The following is a 26,653-nucleotide window of genomic DNA, read 5'->3' as shown; positions in this document are numbered from 1 at the left end:
TGCACGGGGGTTCGATTTCGAGAATAGCACAGGGTCGGGAGGACATTCGCCCAGCCCGACCCTGCCGGTTTTTCCTGCAATTTCAGCAATCTGGCGATCAAGACGGCTGGATCGACTCTTCCGGACGACGTTCCAGCACCTGATCCACCAGGCCATAGGCCTGTGCGTCGACCGCGCTCTTGAAGTTGTCGCGCTCGGTGTCGCGCGCGATGGTTTCCAGCGACTGGCCGGTATGCTTGGCCAGGATCTCGTTCAGGCGCGAACGCAGGGTCAGGATCTCGCGCGCATGGATGTCGATATCGGTCGCCTGGCCCTGGAAGCCACCGAGCGGCTGATGGATCATCACGCGCGAATTCGGCAGCGCATAGCGCTTGCCGGCGGCACCGGAGGCCAGCAGCAGTGCGCCCATCGAGGCAGCCTGGCCGACGCAGATCGTGCTTACGTCCGGCTTGATGTACTGCATGGTGTCGTAGATCGCCATGCCGGCCGTGACCACGCCGCCGGGCGAGTTGATGTAGATGCTGATGTCCTTTTCCGGGTTATCCGCTTCCAGGAACAGCAGCTGGGCCACGATGACGTTGGCCATATGGTCGTCGATGGGACCGACCAGGAAGATCAGACGCTCCTTCAGCAGACGCGAGTAGATGTCGTACGCACGCTCGCCACGGCTGGTCTGTTCGACCACCATGGGCACCAGGTTCAGGGCTTTGGTCACAATGCTCATCAGTCTTCCCGTTGTGGCAGCGGCCTGTGCCGCTGCCCGTGTTCGACATCCACGCCCCCGATCCTGCAGGGCGCAGTCCTTCTCTTGCTACCGCATCAGACGCGAATGGCGTCCTGGAACGACAGCGGCTGCTCGGTATGCTGGGCGCGCTCGGCGATCCAGTCGATCACCTGCTCTTCCATCACACGGCTCTGCAGCCCACCCATCAGTTGGGGGTCGTTACGGTACATCTCAATGACCTGTTCCGGCTCTTCGTAGGTGGAAGCGATCAGACGCAGCGTTTCGCTGACGCGCTTGGATTCCAGGCGCAGCTCGTTGCGACGGGCCACTTCGCCGACCAGCAGGCCGACCAGCACGCGCTTGCCGGCGGCATCCATGAAGCCCTGGTAGGCATCGTCCGGCACCTGGCCCGGATCGCGCCCGCTGCGACGCACCTGCTCGACCTGCTGGGCCAGCATGGAACGGGCCTCGTTCTCGACCAGACGCGGCGGCATTTCGACGTGCGCGTAAGCGGCGATCAGCTGCTCGCCCACTTCGCGACGCAGGCGGTTCATCAGCGCGCCCTTGAGCTCGCGCTCCAGGTTGGTGCGGATATCGGCGCGGAACTGCTCGGCATCGCCACTCTTGACGCCGAAGCTCTTGATGAACTCCTTGTCCACCACCGGCAGCACCGGCTCGGACACTTCGACCGCCTTGACGTGCACCTGCACGGTCTTGCCGGCCAGCTGCGGCACGCGCCATTCGGCCGGGAAATCGACAGTCAGGGTCTTGTCTTCGCCCTTGGCCAGACCTTCCAGGCCCTTTTCAATCTGGTCGAACATCACGCCCGAGCCCAGCACGCTGCTACCGGTCTCCACGCCTTCGGCTGGCAGACGCTCGTCGCCGGCCTGCGACCAGGTCTCCAGCGCCACCAGGTCGCCGACCTGCGCGCCGCGCTCGACCGGGTTCCAGGTCCGGCGCTGCAGGCGCAGGTTTTCGATCATCTGGTCGATGTCGGCATCGGTCACTTCGGCGGTGTGACGCACCACCGACAGCGTGGCGACATCGATATCGCCGAAGTCGGGCACCACTTCGAAGGTGGCGACGAAGTCGAAGTCGCTTTCGCCCTGGTCGATGCGCGGGTTACCGGCCAGACGCAGCGAGTGCTCGCGCACGGCCGAGTCGAAGGTTTCGCGCAACAGACCTTCCATCGCCTCGGCACGCACCTGCTGACCGAAGCGCTGCTCGATGACCTTGGTCGGCACCTTGCCGGGACGGAAGCCCTTGATGCGCGTGGTCCGCGCCAGCTCGCGCAGGCGACCGCCGACGTGGGTCTCCAGACGCTCCTGCGGCAGGGTGAAGGTCAGGCGGCGTTCCAGATTGCCGGTGGATTCGATCGATGCTTGCATGTTGACTCCTGCCACCGACTGCACAAGCGTCGGCACGAGATGGAAGATGCGGGTTGACGGATGGCGAGAAAGCCGCCGAGCCTTGTAGTTTCGCCGATAACGGCGGCGGCTACCAGCGGGACGCGCGCAATGGCGCCTGCAGCCTGAAGCCGGTTTGCGGGAGCTGCAGCGGCCGGAGCACTCACGGCCGCACTGCATTGGTGCGAAAGGGGGGACTCGAACCCCCACGCCTTGCGGCGTCAGAACCTAAATCTGGTGCGTCTACCAATTCCGCCACTTTCGCGATGTCGCAGGTGCCTGCGCATTGTTGCAGGGATGCCGGCAAAGAAAAAGCGCTGCGAACGGGCCGGCAAGGCGGTGCGACTGGTCTGTGGCAGGCCGGCACGCGACCGCCTGCCCTTGCTTTCTGGAGACCAGTGCGAACCGGACTCGACTGAACGGTTTACGCTGCCAGCCTGATTCCAGCCCAAACCCGGTGATGTCGCGTGCGCATGACTGCGTCAATATTTGCGAAAATTCCGTTAAACCCAAGCCCAGAGAGCGCGCTGTCGCAATGAGAGACCGATACCGTCAGATCGTGGCACTGTCGCGAGACTGCATCAAAGAGATCGACCTCGACGGGCGGATCACAGCGGTCAATGTCAATGGATTGACCGCCCTGGGCGCCAGTGGTCCGGAGCAGATGCTTTCTCGCCCCTGGCGGGAGTTCTGGCCGGCCGAGGCCGTCGCGTTGGTCGATACGGCGCTGGCGGCATCGCTGGCGGGCTCGATCCATGAATTCGAGGCCAGCTGCGTCAACTTCGCAGGCGTACGCCAGACCTGGCAGGTGGTCACCAGCCCACTGTTCGACGAGGCCGGCAACGTCGAGGCAATCCTGGCGGTCAGCAAGAACATCTCCGACCGCCGTGCGCTGGAAGCGGCTTTCCACACGCTGGATCGCACCCTGAAGGCAGAGCGCGAATTCTCCATGGACGCGCTGATGCTGGCGCGCACGCGCGCGGACACCCTGTCGACCGAGCTGCATAACCTGCGCGATCTGCGCGAACGCATCGAAGACGATCTGGACATTGCGCGCGCCGCGCAAGGCGCTGCCGAAAAGATCTCCGAGCAGGCACAAAAGGGCGAGGCGGTCGGGCAACTGCTGGCCGGCGTCGTGCACGATCTGAACAATGTGCTGCAGGCCGCTACCTCGGCGATCGACCTGGTGGTCCAGCGCGGGAAGATCGATGCGCAGGACACCAAGTTGCTCGGGGTTGCCGACGCAGCATTGCAGCACGGCTCGGTGATGGCGCAACGCCTGGTGGGCTTCTCGCGCCAGTATCCCTACAGCCCCGACGTGGTCGACCTGGGCGCATTGGCAGCACAGCTCACCCCGCTGCTGGAGCAGGTCATCGGCGCGGACTTGCGCCTGCAGGTCCGCAACGACGCAGGCGCATGTTGCGCCATGGTTGACCAGCACACCCTCGAGCGCGCAGTACTCAACCTGGTCATCAATGCGCGCGATGCATGCAACAGCGGCAATACCATCCGCGTGGAGACCGGCCATACAAGCGTGACAGACGCCGAAGCCAGCCTGACAAAACCCGCTGGGGAGTACGTCACCATCGCAGTCGCCGACGATGGACATGGCATGAATAGCGATGTGCAATCGCGGTTATTCGAGGCTTATTTCACCACCAAAAGCGCGGACAAGGGCGCGGGTCTGGGCCTGGCGCAGGTGTACAGCGCAGTCCGGCAGGCCGGCGGATTTGTCGATGTGACGTCGGCACCGGGTCTGGGCGCGCGTTTTACGCTTGCCTTCCCACGACTGCAACCTGCCGACGCCTGATTGGCGCTTGCGGATGCGCGCACGAGCAACGCGTAGACCGTGCTGACTGCATGATGGCCGGCAGCTCGGCTGCGGTGAGTCTTACTGTTCCGGCAACGGCAACAGGCGGACACGGGTGGCGTCGGCGATGAGCGATGGATCGAGGACAAGTGCGCCTGCCTGCAAATCGCCATGCGAGACTTGATGGTGCCGAAGCGTGCAATCCATCGGTTACAGCGCTGTCTTATCGATCTGCGCGTGCCTGATGACCGACTATTCCGACAGCTCTGCCTGATGACCGTCGCTGCTGCATAGGTACGCGACGCATCCTCTGCATGCAGCGCTCGCTTCGGAACACCGCCTGCAAGGCGCTATTCCAGATCGAATCGCTGATACGCGCCGATGCAACGTCGTCGCTGGCGTCGCTCGCATGCCCATATGCACTTATACGCAGCGCATCTGCATGGGTCGGCTATCGACCCCACATTTCCTGGCGTAGCCGTTACCCGATAAACACATCCCGGCGATGGGGTGACCCGAGCATCTCGCGTTCGCGCCGGGAGTGCGCGCTTCGCGGATGCGGAATCCTTGCCCGATCCACAAGCCCATAGTCTGGCGACCCGAACGTCCCGGCATTTCTGGCTACCACCACATCGACTGCATCGCCGTCGAACATTCACGACCAACGCGTGGCAATGGCTCGTCGCCGACTGCGGTCGCGAACAGTGCACACGTATGGCAGTCGAGAAACATCGTGTCTTGCTATCGACCGACATCACCGTCAAGCGCCTTGCCAATCCCCAACACCCCGGTCACGGGGCAACCTCGCTGAGGAAATGCATCATGGTTCAGACACACCTTCGCAAGTCGTCCGGCCTGTTTACCGCCATTGCAACTGCCCTGGCGCTGTTACCCGCGATGGCGTTGGCATCGCCCGCACGAGGTACCTTGCTCAACAGCAATTTCCTCACCAGCTATACCCGCAGCGCGCTTGCCGCGTTGCTGCCCGACGAGAAGGCCGCCGAGCAGCCCAGATGCGATGTCCGCGTTGCCGAATTCACCTATGCAACGATCGGCGTGCACGGAGAGCCAGCCACCGCGTCGGCCGTGTTGCTGGTGCCGGGCGGCGCAACCTGCAACGGACCCTATCCCCTGCTTGGCTGGGACCAGGGCACCGAACCACTACGTACTGCAGAACAGGCGAAGGAAATTCGCGACGCGAAGGGCGATGACCCGTTGGTCACCCGGCTCGCCGGCCAGGGCTATGTGGTGGTGAGCACCGATTACCTGGGACTGGGCAAATCCAACTATGCCTTCCATCCGTATCTACATGCCGCCAGCGAGGCCAGTGCAAGTATCGACGCGATGCGCGCCGCACGGCAGGTGCTGACACGCTTGAACACGCCGCTGTCGGGCAAGGTCATGCTGGCGGGGTATTCGCAAGGCGGACACGCCGCGATGGCAACCCAGCGCGAAATCGAGGCGCATTTCTCCAAGGAGTTCAACCTGGTTGCCAGCGCACCGATCTCCGGGCCTTACGCGCTCAGCCAGAGCTTCCTGGACAGCTGGAGCGGGCATAACGCGGTAGGCGAAAGCAGCTTCGGACTGGTGCTGGCAACCTACGCACTGGTCGGTATGCAGCACGCCTACCAGAACCTCTATCTGGCGCCGTCGCAGGTCTTCCAGGACCCGTGGGCCGGAAAGGTCGAAGCGCTCTTCCCCGGCACGCATGACCTGACCGACCTGGCGCTCGGCGATTCGCTGCCAACCATCGACAAGGTGCGCAGCTACTTCCAGCCGAGTTTCTACAACGACTTTGCGCGCAACCCGAACAACGCCTTCCGCAAGGATCTTGCCCGCAACGATCTGCTGGACTGGACACCGCGCACCCGCACGCTGCTCTGCGGCTCTTCCAATGACGCCACGGTGCCGTTGAAGAACGCCACCACTGCCATCGCTGCATTCAAACAACGCGGCAGCACGCAGGTGTCGGTGGTGGATCTGGGCAGCGGCAATCGCGCAGACAACAGTGCACTCGAGCACTTGTTGACCAAGGAGAGCTGCATCATCGCGGTGCGCCAGCAACTGCTCGACAAGCAGCGCTAGCGGCAGGCGCACGGCGCCACGGACGCAGGATGAGACCACGGCGGACGGCGCGCAGGACACTGCCGCCGCTCGTCAGTCGGTCCGTTGCAACGTCCAGGCAGCTACTGCCTGGGACCTGTCGACCGCGCGCGACAGCGTGGCGCATGTCATGCGATCGATGCAGAGACAAGAACGCGCGTCCATGCCGACACCACGGTTGCAGCGCCGCTTGCACCAGCGCTTGCCACAAAGAAAAACAGCCACTCAACTTTCGCTGAGTGGCTGCCTGTCTGGTGGGCCGTCAAGGATTCGAACCTTGGACCTATTGATTAAGAGTCAACTGCTCTACCAACTGAGCTAACGGCCCTGAAACTGAGTCGCGCATGATATGCGCTTTTTTGCTTCGTTGCAACACCCCGCGACGCATCGGGTCAAACTTTCTTGCTATCAGTGGGGTGGCTGAGGGGACTCGAACCCCCGACATCTGGAATCACAATCCAGTACTCTAACCAGCTGAGCTACAGCCACCACTGAAAACCTGCTTCCTACCGTACCGCCGATGGCGCGCCCGACAGGACTCGAACCTGTAACCGCCGGCTTAGAAGGCCGGTGCTCTATCCGGTTGAGCTACGGGCGCCCGGACCGAACTTCGCATTCCCACGCCGTCAAGAGCTCGGAATGGTCGGGGTAGAGGGATTCGAACCCCCGACATCCTGCTCCCAAAGCAGGCGCGCTACCAGACTGCGCTATACCCCGGCGGGACCCTTCCATCCCGAAGGCTGGAAAGGTCGGCTATTTTGGGAACGATTGGCCTCGCTGTCAATCATTTCCGTGTAAATCGGGCGATCCGGTATCCTCACTGCAACGCTCACCCATACGGCGAGCACCACCTTCATGGAGAACACCTATGCGTAGCGGTAACCCGGCCCTTCGGGAATCCACGTTCCTCGACCTCGGCTCCGGCTCGGTGGTCACCCGCGATGGTCAGGCGATGACCCTCAACGGCACCGTCAACAAGACCGGCCTGCTGTTGCTGATGGCGGTACTCACTGCCGCCTTCGCCTGGTCGCAATCGATCGGCGCCGACGGCATGCCGCTACCGGCAGCACGCCTGTACATGATCGCCGGTGCGATCGGCGGACTGGTGTTCGCACTGGCGACCAGCTTCAAGCCGACCTGGGCACCGGTCACCGCACCGCTGTACGCGCTGGTGGAAGGCTTCTTCCTGGGCTCGATCTCGGCGGTCTACGAGGCGCGTTTCAACGGCATCGTGTTCCAGGCGGTGCTGCTGACCTTCGGCACCATGTTCGCGCTGCTGTTCGCCTACCGCAGCGGCATGATCAAGGCCACGGAGAACTTCAAACTGGGCGTGGTGGCCGCCACCGGCGGCATTGCGCTGGTGTATCTGGCGACCATCGTGCTGGGCTTTTTTGGCGTGCGCATTCCCTTCATCCACGACTCGGGTCTGATCGGGATCGGCTTCAGCCTGTTCGTGGTCGTGGTGGCCGCGCTGAACCTGGTGCTGGACTTCGACTTCATCGAAAGCGGCGTCGAGCACGGCGCACCCAAGCACATGGAGTGGTACGGCGCGTTCGGCCTGATGGTGACGCTGGTGTGGCTGTACATCGAGTTCCTGCGCTTGCTGTCGAAGCTGCAGTCGCGCAACTGAGCCGGGATTCGGGATTCGGGAATCGCAACAGCGGTTCCTCGAGCATCCGGGTTTCGAGCAAAAAGAAAGGGCGCCTGGGCGCCCTTTCTTTTTGTCTTTTTGCTGTAGCGATGTCGCTCAGAGGCGGCTGGCGATGGCCTTGGCGAAGCCCATGGTGTTGCCGGTGCCGCCCAGGTCGGGGGTCAGCGCGTCCTTGGCTTCCAGGGTGGCGACGATCGCTTCGCGCAGGCGCTCGGCGTTCTGCGGCTGGCCGATGTGGTCCAGCATCTGCGCGGCGCCCAGCAGCAGCGCGCACGGGTTGGCCTTGCCCTGCCCTGCGATGTCCGGCGCTGAGCCGTGCACGGCTTCGAAGATCGCCGCATCGACACCGATGTTGGCGCCCGGGGCCAGGCCCAGGCCGCCAACCAGACCCGCACACAGGTCGGAGATGATGTCGCCGAACAGGTTGGTGGTCACGATGATGTCGAACTGCTCCGGACGCATCACCAGCTGCATGCAGGTGTTGTCGACGATCATTTCCTGGAACTCGATTTCCGGGTACTGCATGGCGACATCGCGAGCGACTTTCAGGAACAGGCCCGAGGTCGACTTGATGATGTTGGCCTTGTGCACCGCGGTGACCTTCTTGCGGCCGGTGGCGCGCGCCAGGTCGAAGGCGTAGCGCACGATGCGCTCGGAGCCCTTGCGGGTGACGCGGGCGCCGGAAACGGCCACTTCGCCATCGGCCGAGACTTCCTGGCCTTCGCTCAGGTAAGCGCCTTCGGTGTTCTCACGCACCGTGATCAGGTCAACGCCATCGGCGAAACGCGACTTGGTATTGGGGAACGACTTGGCCGGACGCACATTGGCGTACAGGTCGAACTTGCGACGCATGGCCACGTTGATCGAGCTGAAGCCCTCGCCGACCGGCGTGGTCAGCGGGCTTTTCAGCGCCACCTTGTTCTTGGTGATCGACGCCAGAGTGGACTCAGGCAGCAGATCGCCGTGCTTTTCCAGCGCGACCAGGCCAGCGTCGGCGTACTCGTAGGTCAGGCCAGCCTGCAGCGCGTCGAGCACGAACAGCGTGGCATCCATGATCTCCGGGCCGATACCGTCGCCGCGGATGACCGTGATTGTCTGCGTCATAACGTTGGGTTTCCGAACTTGAAGGGGGGAGCGCCAGCCGTTAACCCGGCAAAGCGGCGCAAGGAGGTTTCACCGGCAATTATGCCCGATGCCGGTGACGGCGCCCAAACCGACCTTGGTCTAAGGCATCGCGGCTCGCCGGCAAGGGCGAGCGCGTTGCTGCTGCAGCAGGCGATTCAGCAGCGCGACGGCGGTCGTGCGCTCCAGGCCGCCCGGCCAAACGCTGCCGGCAAGACGCCGCGGAGCGAGGGACCTAGGCGGCCAGATCCGCCAACGCCCATCCGGATGCGATCGCACCTATCGGACGGCTATCGCCATCGCAACGGCAGTCAGGCGCCCTCATCGACAGGCCGCCAGGTCCGCAAGCGGCCAGGAGACAACCCAGCCCCTCTCGGCTGGCAACCCGAGCGCATTGCCAAAACGGGACGCGCCGCCTCAACGGCGGCGCGTGACCTGCTTTTACGAATCCCCACTCCCCATCCCGAATCCTGACCAGCACTGGCCAATCAGCCGCCTACGGGTGTCCATCAGGCATGCGCATGCTGCTCGGGAGGCTGTGCGCCGCCTTCGAGCTGATCGAGGAAATCCACCGCGCGGCGCAGATGCGGGATCACGATGGAGCCGCCGACCACCAGACCGACCGAGAAGGTTTCGAAGAACTCTTCACGGGTGACGCCTGCTTCCTTGCACTGCGCCACGTGGTAGCTGATGCAGTCGTCGCAGCGCAGTACCATCGAGGCGACCAGGCCGAGCAACTCCTTGGTCTTCACGTCCAGTGCGCCGGCCTGGTAGGTCTGGGTGTCCAGCGCGAAAAAACGCCGTACGACCTGATTGGGCTCGGCCAGGATGCGCTGGTTCATGCGCTGGCGGAATTGCGTGAACTCGCGCAGGCGATCGGCGCTACCGTCGTCGGAAGCACTCATGCCTGACCGCCTGCGGCGGCGAACAGCGGTTCGAGTTTGCCGGCGCGATGCATGGCCATCATGTCGTCGTAGCCGCCCACATGGACGTCGCCGACGAAGATCTGCGGCACGCTGGTGCGCCGGGCCAGGGCGACCATCTTGTCGCGCTCGGCCGGGTCGAGGTCGATCCGCACCTCGGTCCAGGTCTGGCCCTTGCTCTTTAGGAAATTCTTGGCCGCCACGCAATACGGGCAGATGGCGGTGGAATACAGGGTGATCTGCGGGCCGGTGGCCGCATCCTGCACGTTGGTGTCTTGGCTCACGGGAAACTCCGTGGTGGGTTTGAGGTCTGACACATGGTAGCGGGCGACTGGAATTTCCATGTCGTCACCGCAACACTGTGGATTAATTGCCGATTCACGCCGCTGCGCTGCGCTGCGCGCATGCTCCGCGCACCACCTGGGAGTTCCACTTGCGCCTGCTTCCGCTCGCTACCGCCCTCACCCTGGCCCTCGCCATGGGCGTGGCACCTGCGCAGGAAAGTCGCCTGCCCGATATCGGCTCGTCGGCTGGCGAGCTGCTGACTCCGGCCCGTCAGGCCGAGTACGGCAAGATGATGTTGGCCGAGTTGCGCAACTACGACTACGTGCTGGACGACCCGCTGATCGGCGACTGGCTGCAGACCATGGGTACCCGGCTCGGCGCCAACAGCGACCAGCCGCAGCAGCCCTTTACCTTCTTCATGCTGCGCGACCGCCAGATCAATGCGTTCGCCACGCTGGGCGGCTATATCGCGGTCAATGCCGGGCTGGTGCTGACCGCCGAGCGCGAGGACGAAGTGGCCGCGGTGCTGTCGCACGAAATCGCCCACGTCACCCAGCAGCACGTGCTGCGCGGGGTGGAACGCGCCCAGCGCGACCAGATCCCGATCCTGCTCGGCATGCTGGCGGCAGTGGTGGCGGCGCAGCAGGCCGGTGGCAATTCCAAGGGCGATGCCACCATGGCGACCATCACCAGTGCGATGGGGCTGATGCAGCAACGCCAGATCGACTACACCCGCTCCAACGAATCGGAGGCCGACCGGCTGGGCATCCGCACGCTGGTCCGCAGCGGCTACGACGTGGACGCGATGGCCGGCTTCTTCGAGCGCATGTCGGTTGCGATGCGCGCCAACGAGGGCGGCTACAGCGCACCGGACTTCCTGCAGACCCACCCGGTGACCACCACCCGCATCAGCGAGGCCAAGGCGCGCGCCGAGCAGATGAAGAAGAACACCGTGGTGCTGACCACCTCGGTGCCGGGCGGAACGCGCCAGGAGCGCGTGGACCCGGCCGATCCATCGTTGTCGGAGCCGTTGAGCCGCAACGGTAACGCGCTGCTGCCGTATGCGCTGCGATTGCCGGTGGATGCGCTGAGCCGTGGCGGCGACCAACAGGGTTTCGACTGGGCCAAGGAGCGCCTGCGCGTGCTCAGTGCGAGCACGCCCGATGCGGCCATTCGCGAATACGAAAACCTGCGCCGTAGCGCCAAGCAGGGCCTGACCGATGCACAGCGTTACGGGCTGGCGCTGGCGCAACTGCGCAACAGCGGGAGCCGGCCGAGCGAACCGGTGGCCGAGCTGGCCGGCCTGCTGGAAGCGCATCCGGACAACCTGTGGCTGGCGCTGGGCCTGAGCGAGGCGCAGGCACGCGTGGGCCAGCGCGAGGCAGCCAACGCCCGCTTCGATGCGCTGCTCAAGCGGCTGCCGAACAACCGTGCGGTGGCGCTGACCTATGCCGGCGCGCTCAACGAACAAGCCAGCAAGGAATCCGGTCAGCGCGCGCGTCAGGTGCTGGAGCCCCTGCTCTACCGCAGCGGCGAGGATCCGTTGCTGCAACAGACCTACGCCCGCGCCTGCGAGCTCGCCGGCGATCATCTGCGGGCCAGCGAGGCCTATGCCGAATCGGCGTCCCTGAACGGGCGCCCGGAGCAGGCCCTGATCCAGTTGGAGGCGCTGAAAAAGAAGGACCTGGACTATGTGACACGGGCGCGTGTGGATGCGCGGATTGCCGCAATCACGCCGACCGTACTGGAACTGCGTCGTCAAGGTATCCGTGACCCGGATCTGTCCACGCAGTGACATCGGTGCGCGAATACGCATCGCGCGGCATGCTGCACCTGGCTTCACTGCGCCGCAGTGGTTCAGTCCGCTTCACAGAATGACAGCTTGGCAGGAGGCAACGCCCGCCATGTCACATTAAAGTCACAAAACCGTAGTCTACTGGCGATCACCAAAGCCAGACGGTAAGCCCCGCGTGCAGAAACGCATTCTGATCGTCGATGACGAACCCGCGATCCGCGACATGGTGGCGTTCGCGCTGCGCAAAGGCGAGTTCGAACCCATCCATGCTGGCGACGCGCGCGAGGCGCAGACCGCCATCGCCGACCGCGTGCCCGACCTGATCCTGCTGGACTGGATGCTGCCGGGCACCAGCGGGCTGGATCTGGCACGGCGCTGGCGCAAGGAACAGCTGACCCGGGAGATCCCGATCATCATGCTCACCGCGCGTGGCGAAGAGAACGACCGTGTCGGCGGGCTGGAAGCGGGCGTGGACGACTACGTGGTCAAGCCCTTCTCGGCACGCGAGCTGCTGGCGCGTATCCGGGCGGTGATGCGCCGCACCCGCGAGGACGACGAGGACGGCAGCGTGGCCGTGGGCCGCCTGCGCATCGATGGCGCCGCGCACCGGGTGTTTGCCGGCGATGCGCCGGTGCCGATCGGCCCGACCGAATACCGGCTGCTGCACTTCTTCATGACCCATCCCGAGCGCGTGTACACGCGCACCCAACTGCTGGACCATGTCTGGGGCGGCAGCGTGTACGTGGAAGAGCGCACCATCGACGTGCACATCCGCCGCCTGCGCAAGACGCTGGAACCGTTCGGCCTGGAAAACATGGTGCAGACCGTGCGCGGCTCGGGCTATCGTTTTTCGTCGGCAACCTAGTACATGCCGCACCGCGACCCGGCCGCCGATCGGCCGGGTCGCCTGCCTACCTGACGCTTCGTGGTAACGCCTTCCATGCCTCAACATATCCGTTCCGCCTGGCTCAAGACGCTCGGCACCCTTGCGCTGTTGTTGGGCGCTGCCGTCGTGGTGGGCGTGCTGATCGGGCATGTGTGGATGGCGCTGACGCTCACCGCGCTGGGGGTGCTGAGCTGGCATTACTGGCGGCTGCGGCAAGTGCTGCGCCGGCTCACCGCGCGCCAGCGTGCCGAGCCTGCCGCCGGTGTCGGCGCCTGGAACGAACTGGATCGGCTGCTGTATCGCAGCCAGGCCGAAATGCGCGGACGCAAGCGGCGCTTGATCGACATGTTGCGCACCTATCGCGCCGCGGCGCAGGCGCTACCGGATGCGGTGGTGGTGGTGGACCGCAACAGCCAGCGCGTGCAGTGGTTCAACAAGGCGGCCGGCGGCCTGCTCGGGCTGCATCATCCTGGCGATATGGGCGTGTCGGTGGTGGAACGCCTGCAGCCATTGCCGCTTGCCCACTGGCTGGCGGCCGGTCGCAATGCCGAGCCGATGCTGGATGCGGCCTCGCCGGTGGACCCGGACCTGCGCCTGAATCTGCGCCTGATCCCCTACTCCGACGACTACTGGCTGCTGGTGGCGCGCGATGTCAGCAAGCTGTTGCGCCTGGAACAGGTGCGTCGCGATTTCGTGGCCAACGTGTCGCACGAGCTGCGCACGCCGTTGACGGTGGTGCATGGATACCTGGACATGCTCGACCCGGAGGACTTTCCGGACTCTGGCCCGATGCTGGCGGAGATGCGCAAGCAGTCGCAGCGCATGGCGCAGCTGGTCGAGGACCTGCTGACCCTGTCGCGGCTGGAATCGCAGGAAGAGCTCGGCGAAGAAAACGTGGCGATGGCGCCGATGCTTTCGACCTTGCGCCGCGAGGCCGAGGCGCACAGCCAGGGCCGCCACACGGTGGAAGTGATCGATGAAGCCGGCGTGGATCTGCTCGGTTCCAACAAGGAATTGCACAGCGCGTTTTCCAACCTGGTGACCAATGCGGTGCGCTATACGCCCGGGGGCGGCACGGTGACGATCCGCTTCCTGCGCGAGGGCGACGGCGCGGCGCTGGCGGTCCGCGACACCGGCTACGGCATTCCCGCCTCGCATCTGCCGCGCATTACCGAGCGCTTCTACCGCGTGTCCAGCAGCCGCTCGCGCGAGAGCGGCGGCACCGGGCTGGGGCTGTCGATCGTCAAGCATATCCTGGGCCTGCACCAGGCACGGCTGGAGATCGAAAGCGAAGTGGGACGCGGCAGCGAATTCTCGTGTCATTTTGTGGCCGCACGCGTCGTGCAGCGCGAACAGTCCCTGCCACTGTCACGCTTGGCGTGATATGTAGGCAGTGCGCGTCGACGCACGTTGCGCAGGTACCTGCGCAACGTGCGTTGCACCGCGGCGCGCACGCGGCAACACCGCACACCAATCCGTCTTGATGACCGACTCCATGGGCCACGCCAAACAACTGCACGACGTCACACCTTCCGAGGACATCGCCACCGATCCCTTGCGGGATCCGGCGCTGTACATCAACCGGGAACTGTCGCAACTGGACTTCAATTTCCGGGTGCTGGCGCAGGCGCTGGACGAACAGGTGCCGCTGCTGGAACGGCTGCGGTTCCTGTGCATCTCGTGCACCAACCTGGACGAGTTCTTCGAAATTCGCGCCGCCACCGTGCGGCACGCACAGGAGTTCGGCCTGCCGCCGGCACCGGACGGCCTGAGCCCCACGGCCATCCTCAACGCCGTGCATGACCGCGCGGCCAAGCTGGTCGAGCAGCAGTACCACGCGTGGAATGACGTGCTGCGCCCGGCGATGGAAGAGGCCGGCGTTGCCGTGCTTGGCCGCGCGACCTGGACCTCGCGCCAGAAGCGCTGGCTGCGCGCCTACTTCCGCAACGAGATCATGCCGGTGCTGTCGCCGCTGGGCCTGGACCCGGCGCACCCGTTTCCGAAGATCCTCAATAAGACCCTGAACATCGTGGTGGTGCTGGAAGGTCAGGACGCGTTCGGGCGCGCCGGCCATCTGGCCATCGTGCGTGCGCCGCGCTCGTTGCCGCGCATCATCCAGTTGCCGGCCAGCCTGTCGCCGGAGGGCGCGCAAAGCTTCGTGTTCCTGTCCTCGGTGCTGTCGGAGTTCGTGGACGAATTGTTCCCGGGCATGCAGGTCAAAGGCTCCTACCAGTTCCGCGTCACCCGCAATTCCGAGCTGGTGGTGGACGAAGAGGAAGTCGAAAACCTGGCACTGGCATTGCGCGACGAACTGGTCACGCGCGGCTACCGGCCGGCGGTGCGGCTGGAGATCGCGCACGATTGCCCGGCGCCGATCATGCGCACCCTGCTGCAGAACTTCGGCTTGAACGAGAACGCGGTGTATCGCATCGTCGGGCCGGTCAATCTGAGCCGCGTCACCCAGGTCTACGATCTGGTGCAGCGCCCGGAGCTCAAGTACCCCTCGTTCAACCCGCGCACCCTGCGCGACAGCGAGGGCATCTTCCAGATCGTCAGCAAGGGCGATGTGCTGCTGCACCACCCCTTCGATGCGTTCACCGCGGTGCTGGACGTCATCCGCCAGGCGGCTGTCGACCCGAACGTGCTGGCGATCAAGCAGACGCTGTACCGCACCGGCAAGGATTCGCTGATCGTCGATGCGCTGATCCTTGCCGCGCGCAACGGCAAGGACGTCACCGTGGTGGTGGAGCTGCGCGCGCGCTTCGACGAAGAGGCCAACCTGGGCCTGGCCGACAAGCTGCAGGAAGCCGGCGTGCAGGTGGTCTATGGCGTGGTCGGCTTCAAGACGCACGCCAAGATGCTGCTGATCGTGCGGCGCGAGGGGCGCAAGCTCAAACGCTATGTGCACCTGGGCACCGGCAACTACCACAGCGGCACCGCGCGGCTGTATACCGACATCAGCCTGATCACGGCGGATGTGGAAATCGGCAACGATGTGCACATGCTGTTCCAGCAATTGTCCGGGCTGGCCCCGCGCATGAAGCTGGAGCAGTTGCTGCAATCGCCGTTCACCCTGCACGCCGGCGTGTTGAAGCGGATCGAGCGCGAAACGCGGCTGGCCCGCAACGGCCGCCCGGGCCGCATCATCGCCAAGATGAATGCCCTCAACGAGCCGCAAGTCGTGCGTGCGCTGTACACCGCTTCGCAAGCCGGTGTGCAGATCGACCTGATCGTGCGCGGCGCCTGCACGCTGCGGCCCGGGGTGCCCGGCGTGTCCGACAATATCCGCGTACGCTCGATCGTGGGGCGATTCCTGGAACATAGCCGCGTGTACTGGTTCGGCAACGACGGCGCGGCCGAGTTGTACTGCGCCAGCGCCGATTGGCTGGAACGCAATCTGTTGCGCCGCGTGGAAACCTGCTTCCCGATCCTGGAACCGGATCTGGCCAGGCGCGTCTATCGCGAAGTGCTGCAGAACTACCTGGACGACAACGTCAGTGCCTGGGAACTGGATGCCGAAGGCGTGTACCACAAGCGCACCCCCGGCCCTGGCGAGCCGGCCCATTCGGCGCAGATGACCTTGCTCGATCGGATCTGAGAACGCGAGGGCCGTGGGCTCTCACGTGGCCAACCGCCCATCGGCTACCATGCGGCCATGCCAATGCCCTCCCCTACGATTCCGCCCCTGCGCGATGGCGATTTTCTTGCCGCCATCGACTTAGGGTCCAACAGTTTCCACATGGTCATTGCGCGCTACCTGATGGGTCAGTTGCGCGTCGTCGATCGCCTGCGCGAAACCGTGCGCATGGCCGACGGCCTGGATGGCAAGGGCGGTCTGTCCAACGAAGCGCGCCAGCGTGCGCTCGAATGCCTGGCACGCTTCGGCCAACGCATCCGTGAAGTTCCCTCGCTGCGCGTGCGAGCACTGGCGACCAATACAGTGCGTCAGCTGCGCTCGCCGCAAGCTTTCTTGATGCCGGCGGAAACTGCACTGGGGCATGCGATCGAAGTGGTCAGCGGGCGCGAGGAAGCGCGGCTGATCTATCTGGGTGTGACCCATGCGCAACCGCCCAAGCCCGATCAACGCCGGCTGGTGATCGACATCGGCGGTGGCTCGACCGAATTCATCATCGGCCAGGGCTTCCAGACCCTGGAACGCGAAAGCCTGCAGGCCGGTTGCATTGCCAGCACGCGGCGATTTTTCCCGGGCGGCAAGTTGTCGAAGAAAAAATGGAAGGATGCACTGACCGAGATCGGCGCCGAATTCCAGCAGTTCGCCGGCCAATACAAGGCGCTGGGCTGGCATGAAGCGATCGGTTCGTCCGGCACGCATAAGGCGATCGGCGAAATCTGCGCGGCGATGAAGCTCACCAAGGGGGCGATCACCGCGCAGGCGCTGCCGGCGCTGCGCGATGAGCTGCTCAAGGCCAAGCGCATCGAAGACATCCAGCTGCCCGGCCTGGCGGCCGAGCGGCGGCCGATCATCGCCGGTGGAATCCTGGTGCTCGAAGCGGCCTTCCAGGCGCTGGGGCTGGAGAAGCTGATGGTCAGCAAGGCCGCGATGCGCGAAGGCATCCTGTACGACATGCTCGGCCGCGGCGGCCAAAACGACCCGCGCGACAGCTCGGTGGCCTCGCTGGTGCAGCGCTACGGCATCGATGAGGTGCAGGCGCAGCGCGTGGAAGCCACGGCCTGCCGCCTGTTCGATCAGGTCTGCGAATCCTGGCATCTGGATGGCGACGATGCGCAGGTACTGCGGCGTGCCGCACGCCTGCACGAGTTGGGGCTGATCATCGCGCACAGCCAGTATCACGTGCATGGCAGCTACATCCTGGAACATTCGGATATCGCCGGTTTTTCGCGCCAGGAACAGCAGGTCCTGGCAGCGCTGGTACGCACGCACCGGCGCAACGTCCCCAAGACCGCCTTCGATGCGCTGCCGGACCGGTTGCTGCTGCCCACCCGCCGCAAGGCCGCGCTGCTGCGGCTGGCAGTGCTGCTGCACCGTGCGCACGAATCGGACCCGATCCCGACACTGGAACTCACCGCCGACGACACGCGGCTGTCGTTGATCCTGTCGCAAAGCTGGATCGATTCGCGCCCGCTACTGCGCGCCGACCTGATCGGCGAAGTCGAAAGCATGGCCGGCCTGGGCATCGCGTTCAAACCGTTTGTGGCCTGAGGCCTGCGGCCTCAGGCGGGATTTGGGATTCGGGATTCGTTGACCGCGGCACGTGATGTATTGCGTGTTCGCCCAGATGCGCGAAGGCCGCTTTTGCGAATCTCCAATCCCGAATTCCTAATCCCGTCGCACTTGTCACCGCCGCGACTTATGGGCGCAACATCGATGCCATCGCCCTGCCGGAAGCTAGCGAAAACCGGAGAACGGGCATGCGCTACGCGATCGTTACCGAAACCTATCCCCCCGAGGTCAACGGTGTTGCGCTGACGGTCCACGGCCTGGAAACCGGCCTGCGCGCGCGTGGGCATCAGGTGGATGTGGTGCGTCCACGCCAGGGCTGCGACACCGCCCCATCCGATGCATTGCTGGTGCGTGGCGCGTCGCTGCCGCGCTACCCGGGGCTGAAATTCGGGTTGCCGGCGACCCAGCGGCTGATCCGTCATTGGCGAACGACGCAACCGGATGCGATCTACGTGGCCACGGAAGGCCCGTTGGGCTGGTCGGCGATGCGTGCGGCACGCCGGCTGGGCATTCCGGTCGCCTCCGGCTTCCACACGCGTTTCGACGAATACCTGCCGGACTACGGCGCCGCCTGGCTGCAGGGCACCGCGCTGCGCTGGATGCGGCGCTTTCATAATCAGGCCGACGCCACCCTGGTGCCGACGCGCGAACTGCAACAGTTGCTGCGCGAGGACGGGTTCGAGCGTGTGCAATTGCTGGCGCGCGCTGTGGACAGCCAGCAGTTCGATCCTGGCCGCCGCGATCATGCCTTGCGCGCCGAATGGGGTATCGAAGGCGAAGGCTTCGCAGCGATCTATGTCGGACGGATCGCCAACGAAAAAAATCTGCCCTTGGCGGTGCAGGCATTTCGCAGGCTGCAGCAGGTCCGCCCGAAGGCGCGCTTTGTGTGGGTCGGCGATGGCCCGGCGCGCGAAAAGATCGCACACGACAATCCCGACTTCATCTTCTGCGGCGTCCAGCGCGGCGAGGCCCTGGCGCGCCACTTCGCCAGCGGCGACCTGTTCCTGTTCCCCAGCCGCAGCGAAACCTTCGGCAACGTCACCCTGGAAGCGATGGCCAGCGGTGTGGCGACGGTCGCCTTCGACTACGGTGCCGCGCGCGAATACCTGCGCAATGACCAGACCGGCGCGGCGGTGGACACCGACGCGGCTTTCATCCAGGCCGCCGTCGCACTCACCCAGGACGACGCGCTACGCCAACGCTTGGGTGCGGCGGCGGCGCAGGCGATGAAAAAACTGCATCCGGACAATGTGGTATCCGACTTCGATGCCTTGTTGCTGGGCATCACTGCGGCACGGGGGCGTTATGTCGTCAACGCGGCTTGAGGTCTTGCGCGGTCATGAAGCGCGCTGGTGCCGACGCGCCAACCATTGGTGCCGCCGACACACGGTGCGCCGCACATTCGCCACCATCAGCCGCCTGGGCGATGGTGTGTTCTGGTACTGCCTGATGGGCCTGCTGGTGCTGCTCGACGGCATGGGTGGCGTTCGCGCCTCGGCGCACATGGCCGCCACCGGCGTGCTCGCCTTGACGCTGTACAAGGCACTCAAGCGCTGGACCCGCCGCCCGCGTCCCTACGCCGCCGACGTGCGCATCCGCGCCTGGGTGGCGCCGCTGGACGAGTTCAGTTTTCCCTCCGGCCACACCTTGCATGCGGTGTCCTTCAGCATCGTGGCGCTGGCCTACTACCCGTGGCTCGCCCCGCTGCTGGTGCCATTTTCGGCATGCGTGGCGCTATCGCGCGTCGTGCTTGGATTGCATTACCCCAGCGACGTGCTGGCCGCCACGGCGATCGGCGTCGCGCTGGCGAGTCTGTCGTTGTGGGGGCTGCCGGCACTGATCGGGTAGAGGTTTGCGGCAGCACCGCGCCGCGCAAGCTCGCGTGTGCCTGGCCCTGTTTCCTCATCGTTATTGCGCGACAGACCGGGACTCAGGCCGGGTGCCTGCGCAGGTGCATACCGCTGCGATGCGTTGCCTGCCCGCTCACGCAATCGCAGCTACCGCGCCTCGCCATCCGGCGGTCCGGACGTACAATGGCGCGATGACGACACTGTTCATTTCCGACCTGCATCTGGATCCGGCCCGGCCGGCGATCACCGCGCTGTTTCTGGATTTCCTGCGCACGCAGGTGCCCGGGAGCGATGCGCTGTACATCCTTGGGGACCTGTTCGAAGCCTGGATCGGCGATGACACCCCGTCCACCGCTGCAGATGAGGTCGCGGTGGCATTGCATGCGGTGGCCGATGCCGGCGTCCCAGTCTTCTTCATGCCGGGCAACCGCGACTTCCTGGTGGGCGATGCCTACGCGCAGCGCGCCGGCTTGCGCATTCTGCCCGACCCCACCGTGATCGATCTCTACGGCCATACGACGCTGCTGCTGCACGGCGACCTGCTGTGCACCGACGACACCGCCTATCAGGCATTCCGTGCGCAGACCCGCGACCCGGTGTTTCAGGCGCAGTTTCTGGCACAGCCGCTGGCCGCCCGCGTGGCCTTCGCGCAGCAGGCGCGTGCGGCAAGTCAGGCCCGCTACGCCGAACTCAAGCAGGGCGACCAGGCGCAGCTCGAAACCGTCACCGACGTGTCGCAGGCCGAGGTGGAAGCGACCTTCGTGCGTTACGGCCTGGATCGCATGATCCACGGCCATACCCATCGCCCCGCAATCCATACCCTGCAAGCCGGTGGCAACACCTGCACGCGCATCGTGCTGGGCGACTGGTACGAGCAAGGCTCGGTGCTGCGGGTGGATGCCGATGGCGTTGCGTTGGAGCAGTTGCCGCTCTAGATCCGGCAGCCGCAGCCGCCCCCGCATGCGGGGATTGCGCTGCGGTGAGTCCGTTGCCGCCGGTTGCGCGAATGTGGCGGCGCGCTTCGCATCGCAGGCCAGGTGCGGCCACTGCTTCGCACGCACGACGGCGCGCCGCTGAAGACAGCGAACACCTCGTCCAGTCCAGCCCGTGCGCTCAACACGGCGCAGCGCGCGCGTTGCACTCTCGATTCGGGTGCCGCACCCAATCCGTCCGGCATCGGATACATCGATCAATCGCGCTGCTGAAAGTCCCGAAAGTGCAACCTTCATCGGCAACGGATGCCGCTACCAACATCGCGTCCGGATGCGCCAATACCCAGTGGCAGCGCTCGCCGGCAACCAGACGCCTGCGCGCAGTCCCGGCTGGCCAAGTCGCTACAGCGTGTCATTGAACGCTGCGCGCACGCTCGGCGTAGTCGACAAAATCCGCATTGACCACGTCGTACCAGAACAGCGTGCCATCTGCCTGGACGCGGAAGCGATCGCGCACCGGGCTGGTCTGCGGGTCGCCTGGGCAGCCGTCGCCATGGCGTTCGCGCACGGCAAACTCAAACGCGTCCGGGGTTGGCGGATCGTCCTGTTCGGCCATGATGGTGATGCAGTTGTCCGGGTAGACCTTGTCGGTTTGCAGCCGTGTTTCGAGCAACTGCAGCGCGCGCGCCTGGGCAGCGTTTTCGGTGGCGGGCGCCGGCACGGCAACCGCGGGCTTGGGTGGGGTGGCGGCGGGCTCGGCAGGTTGCTGTTTGCATCCGGCAACTGCCAGCGCGACCAGGCACAGCAGCGCATAACGCGGGAACGTGGACATGAGTGCTCCGCTCGACAGGACGTGGCCGGCAGGCGCCGGCGGTGCGTCTAGTCTGCGCGATCATCGCGCCCGGGTGTAGCGCACTCGCGCAATGGCCCGACACCGCTCGGTGCCGGGCCATCGCAATCGCACACCGATCAGCGGAAGCCGGCGATGGTGGCCTTGGTGTTGACCAGCACGCGCTGATTGTCGGCGGTGCTGGCATTGCCCATGGGCACGCCGTTGTAGCTGATGTTGGGGTTGGACCAGTAATTCAGCCGCGGGCAGCCGCTGGTGCAATCGTAGGCCATGATGGTGCGCCAGCTGTTGCCGTAGCGATAGCCGTGACCATAGGCGTACGGCGAGGTGCTCGGGTCGTTGGTGGCATCGTGGCGGGCGCTTTGCAGATGGCCGATTTCATGCGCAAAGCTGTAGTAGCCGGTCGCGCAGTCCCAGTACACCGACGCGAAGGCGCTCGCGGCCGTGGAGCCGATGCCCGAGGCCAGCCCGCAGTAGCTGCTGTTGTCCAGCACGATCACGCCCACGTCTGCGGTGTAGGTGTTGCGGCTGGTGTGGATGCTGTCCATGTAACCGTCGTTGGTTACGCGGAAGCGCTGCAGGTCGGTGGTGAAGTTGCCGGTTTCGGTGTAGCTGGTGGTCTCGTAGCGCGCCAACTGCAGGGTGATGCCGACATTGCTGTTGATGTAGCCCTGGTTGGCTTCGGCCACCGCCAGCTGCACCAGCGACTGCATGTTGCCGCCGTACGCGGTTACCGCCTTGTTGGTGGCCACGACCAGCACGCGGATGGTGGCCGGGCTGCCGGATGAGGCGGCCGCTGCGGTCACGCGCCCGTCGCCGGGCATGTCGAACCTGGGCAGCAGGCTGTATTCGGCCGGATGTTCCTGCGGCATGCGTTGCTCGTCGACCTGCACCAGCACATGGCGGCCATCAGCCAACGGACGCAGGCGATACAGCTTGCCGGCGTAGCGGATGGTGCCGGTGACGGTCTCGCCGCTGCGCACCAGAATGGCCGAGTTCAACGGGTCCACGCCGGACAAGGTGCGCGCGCGGGTACCGGCGCGCGGGCCGAGGTTGCCGTACCACACGCTGTCGCCGCCCTCCAACGCATCCACCTTGGCCTGCGTGGCGGTGATGGTCTGGCCATCCAGCTGCAATTCCAGCAGTTTTTCGCCAGCGGTCACCGCGCCGGCATCGAGCTGCACCACCTGTGCGTTGGTGGTGGACGGGGCGCTCAACAGGCGTTGCAGCGAGGGTTCTGCGGTGGCGGTTGCCGCGGCGCTGCGGCTGAGCGCCGGGCCGGTTTGGTACAGGGGCTTGCCGGCAGCAGCGGCCGACCCGGCCAGGCACATGGCGATCAGACCGACCGTGGTGCACATCGACTTCGACTTCATCGTCTCTCTCTCCTAAGACATGGAAGCAATGGGTGCGAAACACCGGGCCCCTGTCCCCGGGACGCCATTAGGGCGCGCCGGAATGTACCGAATGCAAGTTGTTACAAAAGAAAATTACGTTTTTGTGATGCTTGCCGAAGACTGGATGCGATTCCGGCCGCATGCGCGACGACGTAGCGCACAGTTCCGGTCGAAAGGGGTGGCGGCGAGACGCGCGCGTCGCGCTGCATCGCCGATGTTGCAGCGGCGCACGTCAGACCAAGTCCGCAGGTCTACCGACAGACCGAAAAACCGCGCGCCAACCAACGCGCGTCGATCAGGCGGGCATCGCTGTCATTGGCTGCGCCTGTATCGGATGGACAGGTCGGATGCCAGCCGGGGGGCGCGGCCGGCAGCAACCTGCGCGTTGTTTCCGGCTTTCTGTCAGGCGCTCTGACGAGAAGGTTCTTGGCGTCTTGGGAGGCTTAGCTGCGCTGCATTCAGCGCTTGCAAAGCGCTTGATCCGTGCGTTAGCTGCAGGGCCCTTACCTGCCCTCCATCGCGGGACGCGCGGTGAATCCGTCCATGCAGACTCTTATGCATCCACGCCGCATCAGGGCCCGCGACGGTGGGCGGGCAAGGACCGGTCGTGATGGTCGGTGTGCCTGGTTTTCAATCGAACAATCGACCAAGTCCTTGGTGTGGCATCCCACCGCTTGCAGGACGCGGTGACCGCAGGGATGGATGCGCTGCGTAGCTGCCGATTGGTGAGGGCACTGCAGCCTCGACCAGCGCCGCTTGCGAAGCGCCGATCGCGTCAAGCGCACCTAAATCACTCTGCGCCCCGTGCCCGACAGCGCATGCGTATACCGTTGCATGACAGCGGCAACGAACCACGCCCTCAGCCGGCCTGCTCCACCAGATCGGCGAGTTCGTCTTCGTCGAAACCGGCAAGCAGCCGCGCCTGCAGATTGAACGGGCCATGCAGATAACCGCCGGCGTACTCGCGCAACAACGCCTTGAAGCGCGCCCTTGGTTCGATACCGGCCTGTGCGCAATACCAGCGGTACCAGCGCGAGCCGGCGGCCACGTGCGCCACTTCCTCGCGCAGGATCGTCTCCAGCACCTCGGCCGTGGCGGCATCGCCGAGCGAACGCAGTTTGACGATCATCGCCGGTGTCACATCCAGGCCGCGCGCTTCCAGCACCCGCGGCACCAACGCCATGCGCGCCAGACCGTCATGCGCGGTTTTCTCGCACATTTCCCACAAGCCGTTGTGCGCGGCAAAGTCGCCGTAGTCGCGATCGTGTGCCTGCAGGCGTGCGCGCAGCAGCATGAAGTGACGCGATTCGTCGTCGGCCACCGCCACCCAATCGGCGTAGAAGCCATCAGGCAGGCCGCGAAAGCGATACACCGCGTCCCAGGCCAGATCGATCGCATTGAGTTCGATATGCGCAATCGCATGGATGAAGGCAGCGCGCCCTTCCGGCGTGCCCAGCCCGCGCCGCGGCAGCTCGCGCGGGTGCACCAGCACCGGCGTGGCTGGCCGACCCGGCATGCGGATCGGCCCAGGTGCAGGAGCGGCCGCGTCCAACAGCAGCCGGCCCTCGCGAAACGCGGCTGCGCACTGTTGCGTCAACGCGACCTTTCGCAGCGGGTCGGCAGCGTCCAGGCACGCGCGTGCGGCATCGAACAGATCCATGCTCACCGGGCCTGCCGCAGCGGTTGCCGGCCCAGTGCTGCCAGCGATGCTGCACGCACCCGCTCGCACGGGTTTGCCTTGATCCGCAACTGGCAAGCGGTGCGTTTGGCACAGGCCAGCGCGAACAGCCGCGTACGATCGGCCTGTGCAGGCGCGGACACCGCTGATGGCAATGCGCCAGGTTCACCCGCACCAATGCCGACTCCGGCGCCGAGCAAGCGCGCCTGGTCGCTGCGGCAATCCACCGCGTACGTCCATTCGGCCAGGCCCGCTGGCGGTGCGCCTGCAGCTGCCGCCTCGCGCAGCCGCATCACCACAATCGCCTCGCCCACGCGCGTGGCGCCGGCAAGATCCAGCCGCTGCGCGCCTGCGGGCGTGGCGAATGCGGGGTCCAGTGCGGCCTGTTGCTGCCAGTCCAATTGCATGTCCAAGGTGGTGCTTAGCGCAACAGGCACCTGGCCGTTGCGCAGGCGTGCATCGTCCACGGTGCGGACTGGCGCAGCGTCATCGACGACGCAGCCCGACAGCAGCAGGGCTACCACGGCGGCGACCACGGCAAGGTGGCCGCAGCGCCGTGACAATTCAGGCGCGGCGACGCTTCTTGGCATCGTCCGAGCGCAGTTGCTGGATGCGTTCGAAATAGCCCGGTTCGATGCCGGTGATGTACTCGCCGTTGAAGCAGGAAGAATCGAACTGCTGGATGTCCGGATTGCCTTCGCGCACCGCCACTTCCAGATCTTCCAGGTCCTGGTAGATCAGCCAGTCGCAGCCCAGGAATTCCTGGATTTCCAGCTCGCTGCGGCCATGCGCGATCAGCTCTTCGGCGGCCGGCATGTCGATGCCGTAGATATTGGGGTAACGCACCGGCGGCGCGGCCGAGGCCAAGTACACCTTGCGCGCACCGGCATCGCGCGCCATCTGCACGATCTGCCGGCTGGTGGTGCCGCGTACGATGGAATCGTCCACCAGCAGCACCACACGGTTGCGGAATTCCAGGTGGATCGGGTTGAGCTTGCGGCGCACCGACTTCTGCCGCTCGCCCTGCCCCGGCATGATGAAGGTGCGGCCCACGTAACGGTTCTTGACGAAACCCTCGCGGTATTTCACCCCGAGCACGTTGGACATTTCCAGCGCCACGTCGCGCGAGGTGTCCGGGATCGGAATGATGGTGTCGATATCGTGATCCGGGCGCAGGCGCAGGATCTTCTCGCCCAGCTTCAGGCCCATGCGCATACGCGCCTTGTGCACCGAAATATTGTCGATCATCGAATCGGGGCGCGCGAAGTACACGTACTCGAAGATGCACGGCGCGTTGACGGTCGGCGCCGCGCAGACTTCCGAAAACAGCTCGCCGCGCGCGGTGATCACCATCGCCTCGCCGGGACGCACGTCGCGCACGCGCTGGTAGCCGAGGATGTCCAGCGCGGCCGATTCGGAGGAGACGATGTATTCGGTGCCTTCGGCGTGCTCGCGCTTGCCCAGCACCAGCGGACGGATGCCGTGCGGGTCGCGGAAGGCCACCAGACCCAGGCCCAGCACCACGCTGACCACCGCATAGCCCCCCTTGCAACGGCGGTGCACGCCGGCCACCGCGCGGATCGCCGCCTCGGGGGTGAGCATGCGCTGCGCATCCAGCTCGTAGGCGAACACGTTCAGCAGCACTTCGCTGTCCGAATCGGTGTTGATGTTGCGGCGGTCGGCTTCGAACACCTGCTGGCGCAAGGCCTCGGTGTTGATCAGGTTGCCGTTGTGCGCCAGCGCGATGCCGTAGGGCGAATTGACGTAGAACGGCTGCGCCTCGTCCATGCCTTCCGAGCCTGCGGTCGGGTAGCGGCAATGCGCGATGCCGACGCGGCCTTCCAGCACCGCCATCTTTTTCTCGTCGAAGACATCGCGTACCAGGCCATTGGCTTTTTGCACGCGCAACCGCGTGCCGTCTGCGGTGGCGATGCCTGCGGCGTCCTGCCCACGATGCTGCAGGACGGTCAGGCCGTCATAAAGTTGCCCGGCGACGTTTTGGTTGCCGACAATACCGACGATGCCACACATGGTGCGCGTT

General features: G+C 65.2%; 21 protein-coding genes and 5 tRNA genes. 11 read left to right on the top strand and 15 right to left on the bottom strand.

Translation table 11 applies throughout. The features are described from left to right. Positions 1-97: 97 nt before the first annotated feature. The 3 genes from clpP to VZ068_RS05990 all read right to left on the bottom strand — a co-directional run bounded on the left by clpP (position 98) and on the right by VZ068_RS05990 (position 2,395). Positions 98-724 (bottom strand): ATP-dependent Clp endopeptidase proteolytic subunit ClpP, encoded by a 627-nt coding sequence (gene clpP / locus VZ068_RS06000; RefSeq protein ID WP_002806026.1) that lies wholly within the window; start codon positions 722-724, stop codon positions 98-100. 95 nt (positions 725-819) lie between these two features. Next, the gene (tig, locus tag VZ068_RS05995; RefSeq protein ID WP_259166282.1) at positions 820-2,112 is read right to left on the bottom strand and encodes a trigger factor; all 1,293 of its coding nucleotides are present in this window, start codon (positions 2,110-2,112) and stop codon (positions 820-822) included. Positions 2,113-2,310: 198 nt separating this feature from the next. After that, positions 2,311-2,395 (bottom strand) — tRNA-Leu (locus VZ068_RS05990). 270 nt (positions 2,396-2,665) lie between these two features. Here VZ068_RS05990 and VZ068_RS05985 point away from each other — a divergent pair. Together VZ068_RS05985 and VZ068_RS05980 are read left to right on the top strand one after the other, a co-directional pair. After that, positions 2,666-3,940, top strand: coding sequence for an ATP-binding protein (locus VZ068_RS05985; RefSeq protein ID WP_349657659.1), 1,275 nt, complete (start codon positions 2,666-2,668; stop codon positions 3,938-3,940). Positions 3,941-4,762: 822 nt separating this feature from the next. Then, positions 4,763-6,025 carry a lipase family protein gene (locus VZ068_RS05980; RefSeq protein ID WP_349657147.1) on the top strand — a complete coding sequence of 421 codons (1,263 nt, stop codon included), beginning with the start codon at positions 4,763-4,765 and terminating at the stop codon, positions 6,023-6,025. 270 nt (positions 6,026-6,295) lie between these two features. Here VZ068_RS05980 and VZ068_RS05975 read toward each other — a convergent pair. From VZ068_RS05975 to VZ068_RS05960, 4 genes are all read right to left on the bottom strand, one after another. Further along, positions 6,296-6,371: transfer RNA gene (locus tag VZ068_RS05975), tRNA-Lys, on the bottom strand. Positions 6,372-6,455: 84 nt separating this feature from the next. Beyond that, positions 6,456-6,532 (bottom strand) — tRNA-His (locus VZ068_RS05970). Positions 6,533-6,564: 32 nt separating this feature from the next. After that, a tRNA-Arg gene (locus VZ068_RS05965) sits at positions 6,565-6,641 on the bottom strand. Positions 6,642-6,683: 42 nt separating this feature from the next. Then, positions 6,684-6,760, bottom strand: a tRNA-Pro gene (locus VZ068_RS05960). 151 nt (positions 6,761-6,911) lie between these two features. Here VZ068_RS05960 and VZ068_RS05955 point away from each other — a divergent pair. Continuing rightward, positions 6,912-7,673, top strand: a complete 762-nt coding sequence (locus tag VZ068_RS05955) for a Bax inhibitor-1/YccA family protein (protein WP_259166284.1) — start codon at positions 6,912-6,914, stop codon at positions 7,671-7,673. Positions 7,674-7,790: 117 nt separating this feature from the next. Here the strand turns inward: VZ068_RS05955 and VZ068_RS05950 are convergent, their stop codons facing one another. The 3 genes from VZ068_RS05950 to grxC form a co-directional block, all read right to left on the bottom strand. Continuing rightward, positions 7,791-8,798 carry an isocitrate dehydrogenase gene (locus VZ068_RS05950; RefSeq protein ID WP_349657146.1) on the bottom strand — a complete coding sequence of 336 codons (1,008 nt, stop codon included), beginning with the start codon at positions 8,796-8,798 and terminating at the stop codon, positions 7,791-7,793. A 527-nt stretch (positions 8,799-9,325) separates the two neighbouring features. Further along, a complete protein-coding gene (locus VZ068_RS05945; protein WP_259166286.1) occupies positions 9,326-9,721 on the bottom strand; it encodes a carboxymuconolactone decarboxylase family protein in 396 nt (131 codons plus the stop codon). After that, positions 9,718-10,023 carry a glutaredoxin 3 gene (grxC, locus tag VZ068_RS05940; RefSeq protein WP_259152870.1) on the bottom strand — a complete coding sequence of 102 codons (306 nt, stop codon included), beginning with the start codon at positions 10,021-10,023 and terminating at the stop codon, positions 9,718-9,720. Before grxC ends, VZ068_RS05945 begins: the two co-directional genes overlap by 4 nt. Positions 10,024-10,172: 149 nt before the next feature. On the opposite strand from grxC, the gene VZ068_RS05935 reads away from it, so the two are divergent. The 8 genes from VZ068_RS05935 (at position 10,173) to lpxH (ending at position 20,693) form a co-directional block, all read left to right on the top strand. Further along, on the top strand, positions 10,173-11,819 hold the full coding sequence (locus tag VZ068_RS05935) for a M48 family metalloprotease (RefSeq protein WP_259152869.1): 1,647 nt from the start codon (positions 10,173-10,175) through the stop codon (positions 11,817-11,819). Between the two features lie 175 nt (positions 11,820-11,994). Continuing rightward, on the top strand, positions 11,995-12,684 hold the full coding sequence (gene phoB / locus VZ068_RS05930) for a phosphate regulon transcriptional regulator PhoB (RefSeq protein WP_002806631.1): 690 nt from the start codon (positions 11,995-11,997) through the stop codon (positions 12,682-12,684). A gap of 75 nt (positions 12,685-12,759) precedes the next feature. After that, complete coding sequence (gene phoR / locus VZ068_RS05925) at positions 12,760-14,088, top strand: phosphate regulon sensor histidine kinase PhoR (protein WP_259152858.1); 1,329 nt, start codon at positions 12,760-12,762, stop codon at positions 14,086-14,088. 112 nt (positions 14,089-14,200) lie between these two features. Beyond that, positions 14,201-16,303: a polyphosphate kinase 1 gene (ppk1, locus tag VZ068_RS05920; protein ID WP_259153948.1), complete on the top strand. Its 2,103-nt coding sequence runs from the start codon at positions 14,201-14,203 to the stop codon at positions 16,301-16,303. A 63-nt stretch (positions 16,304-16,366) separates the two neighbouring features. Continuing rightward, entirely contained in the window at positions 16,367-17,887 is a 1,521-nt protein-coding gene (gene ppx / locus VZ068_RS05915) for an exopolyphosphatase (RefSeq protein ID WP_259153943.1), read from the top strand. Positions 17,888-18,096: 209 nt separating this feature from the next. Beyond that, positions 18,097-19,233, top strand: coding sequence for a glycosyltransferase family 1 protein (locus tag VZ068_RS05910; protein ID WP_349657145.1), 1,137 nt, complete (start codon positions 18,097-18,099; stop codon positions 19,231-19,233). After that, positions 19,214-19,756 carry a phosphatase PAP2 family protein gene (locus tag VZ068_RS05905; RefSeq protein ID WP_349657144.1) on the top strand — a complete coding sequence of 181 codons (543 nt, stop codon included), beginning with the start codon at positions 19,214-19,216 and terminating at the stop codon, positions 19,754-19,756. Before VZ068_RS05910 ends, VZ068_RS05905 begins: the two co-directional genes overlap by 20 nt. A 193-nt stretch (positions 19,757-19,949) precedes the next feature. Then, on the top strand, positions 19,950-20,693 hold the full coding sequence (gene lpxH / locus VZ068_RS05900; RefSeq protein ID WP_259152853.1) for a UDP-2,3-diacylglucosamine diphosphatase: 744 nt from the start codon (positions 19,950-19,952) through the stop codon (positions 20,691-20,693). A gap of 409 nt (positions 20,694-21,102) precedes the next feature. On the opposite strand, the gene VZ068_RS05895 is transcribed toward lpxH, so the two are convergent. The 5 genes from VZ068_RS05895 to purF form a co-directional block, all read right to left on the bottom strand. Next, positions 21,103-21,522 carry a hypothetical protein gene (locus VZ068_RS05895; protein WP_349657143.1) on the bottom strand — a complete coding sequence of 140 codons (420 nt, stop codon included), beginning with the start codon at positions 21,520-21,522 and terminating at the stop codon, positions 21,103-21,105. A gap of 137 nt (positions 21,523-21,659) precedes the next feature. Further along, positions 21,660-22,913: a zinc-dependent metalloprotease gene (locus VZ068_RS05890; RefSeq protein ID WP_259152850.1), complete on the bottom strand. Its 1,254-nt coding sequence runs from the start codon at positions 22,911-22,913 to the stop codon at positions 21,660-21,662. Positions 22,914-23,793: 880 nt separating this feature from the next. Beyond that, on the bottom strand, positions 23,794-24,594 hold the full coding sequence (locus tag VZ068_RS05885) for a ferritin-like domain-containing protein (protein WP_349657142.1): 801 nt from the start codon (positions 24,592-24,594) through the stop codon (positions 23,794-23,796). Between the two features lie 2 nt (positions 24,595-24,596). After that, positions 24,597-25,136 carry a hypothetical protein gene (locus VZ068_RS05880; RefSeq protein WP_349657141.1) on the bottom strand — a complete coding sequence of 180 codons (540 nt, stop codon included), beginning with the start codon at positions 25,134-25,136 and terminating at the stop codon, positions 24,597-24,599. A gap of 40 nt (positions 25,137-25,176) precedes the next feature. Then, positions 25,177-26,643, bottom strand: a complete 1,467-nt coding sequence (gene purF, locus VZ068_RS05875; RefSeq protein WP_016902228.1) for an amidophosphoribosyltransferase — start codon at positions 26,641-26,643, stop codon at positions 25,177-25,179. Positions 26,644-26,653: the final 10 nt, after the last annotated feature.

This window comes from Xanthomonas sp. 10-10, from assembly GCF_040182365.1.
GTDB classification, from domain to species: Bacteria; Pseudomonadota; Gammaproteobacteria; order Xanthomonadales; family Xanthomonadaceae; genus Xanthomonas; species Xanthomonas arboricola_F.
Note: the sequence above shows the minus strand (reverse complement) of the source record. Positions and strands in the feature narration are given on the sequence as shown.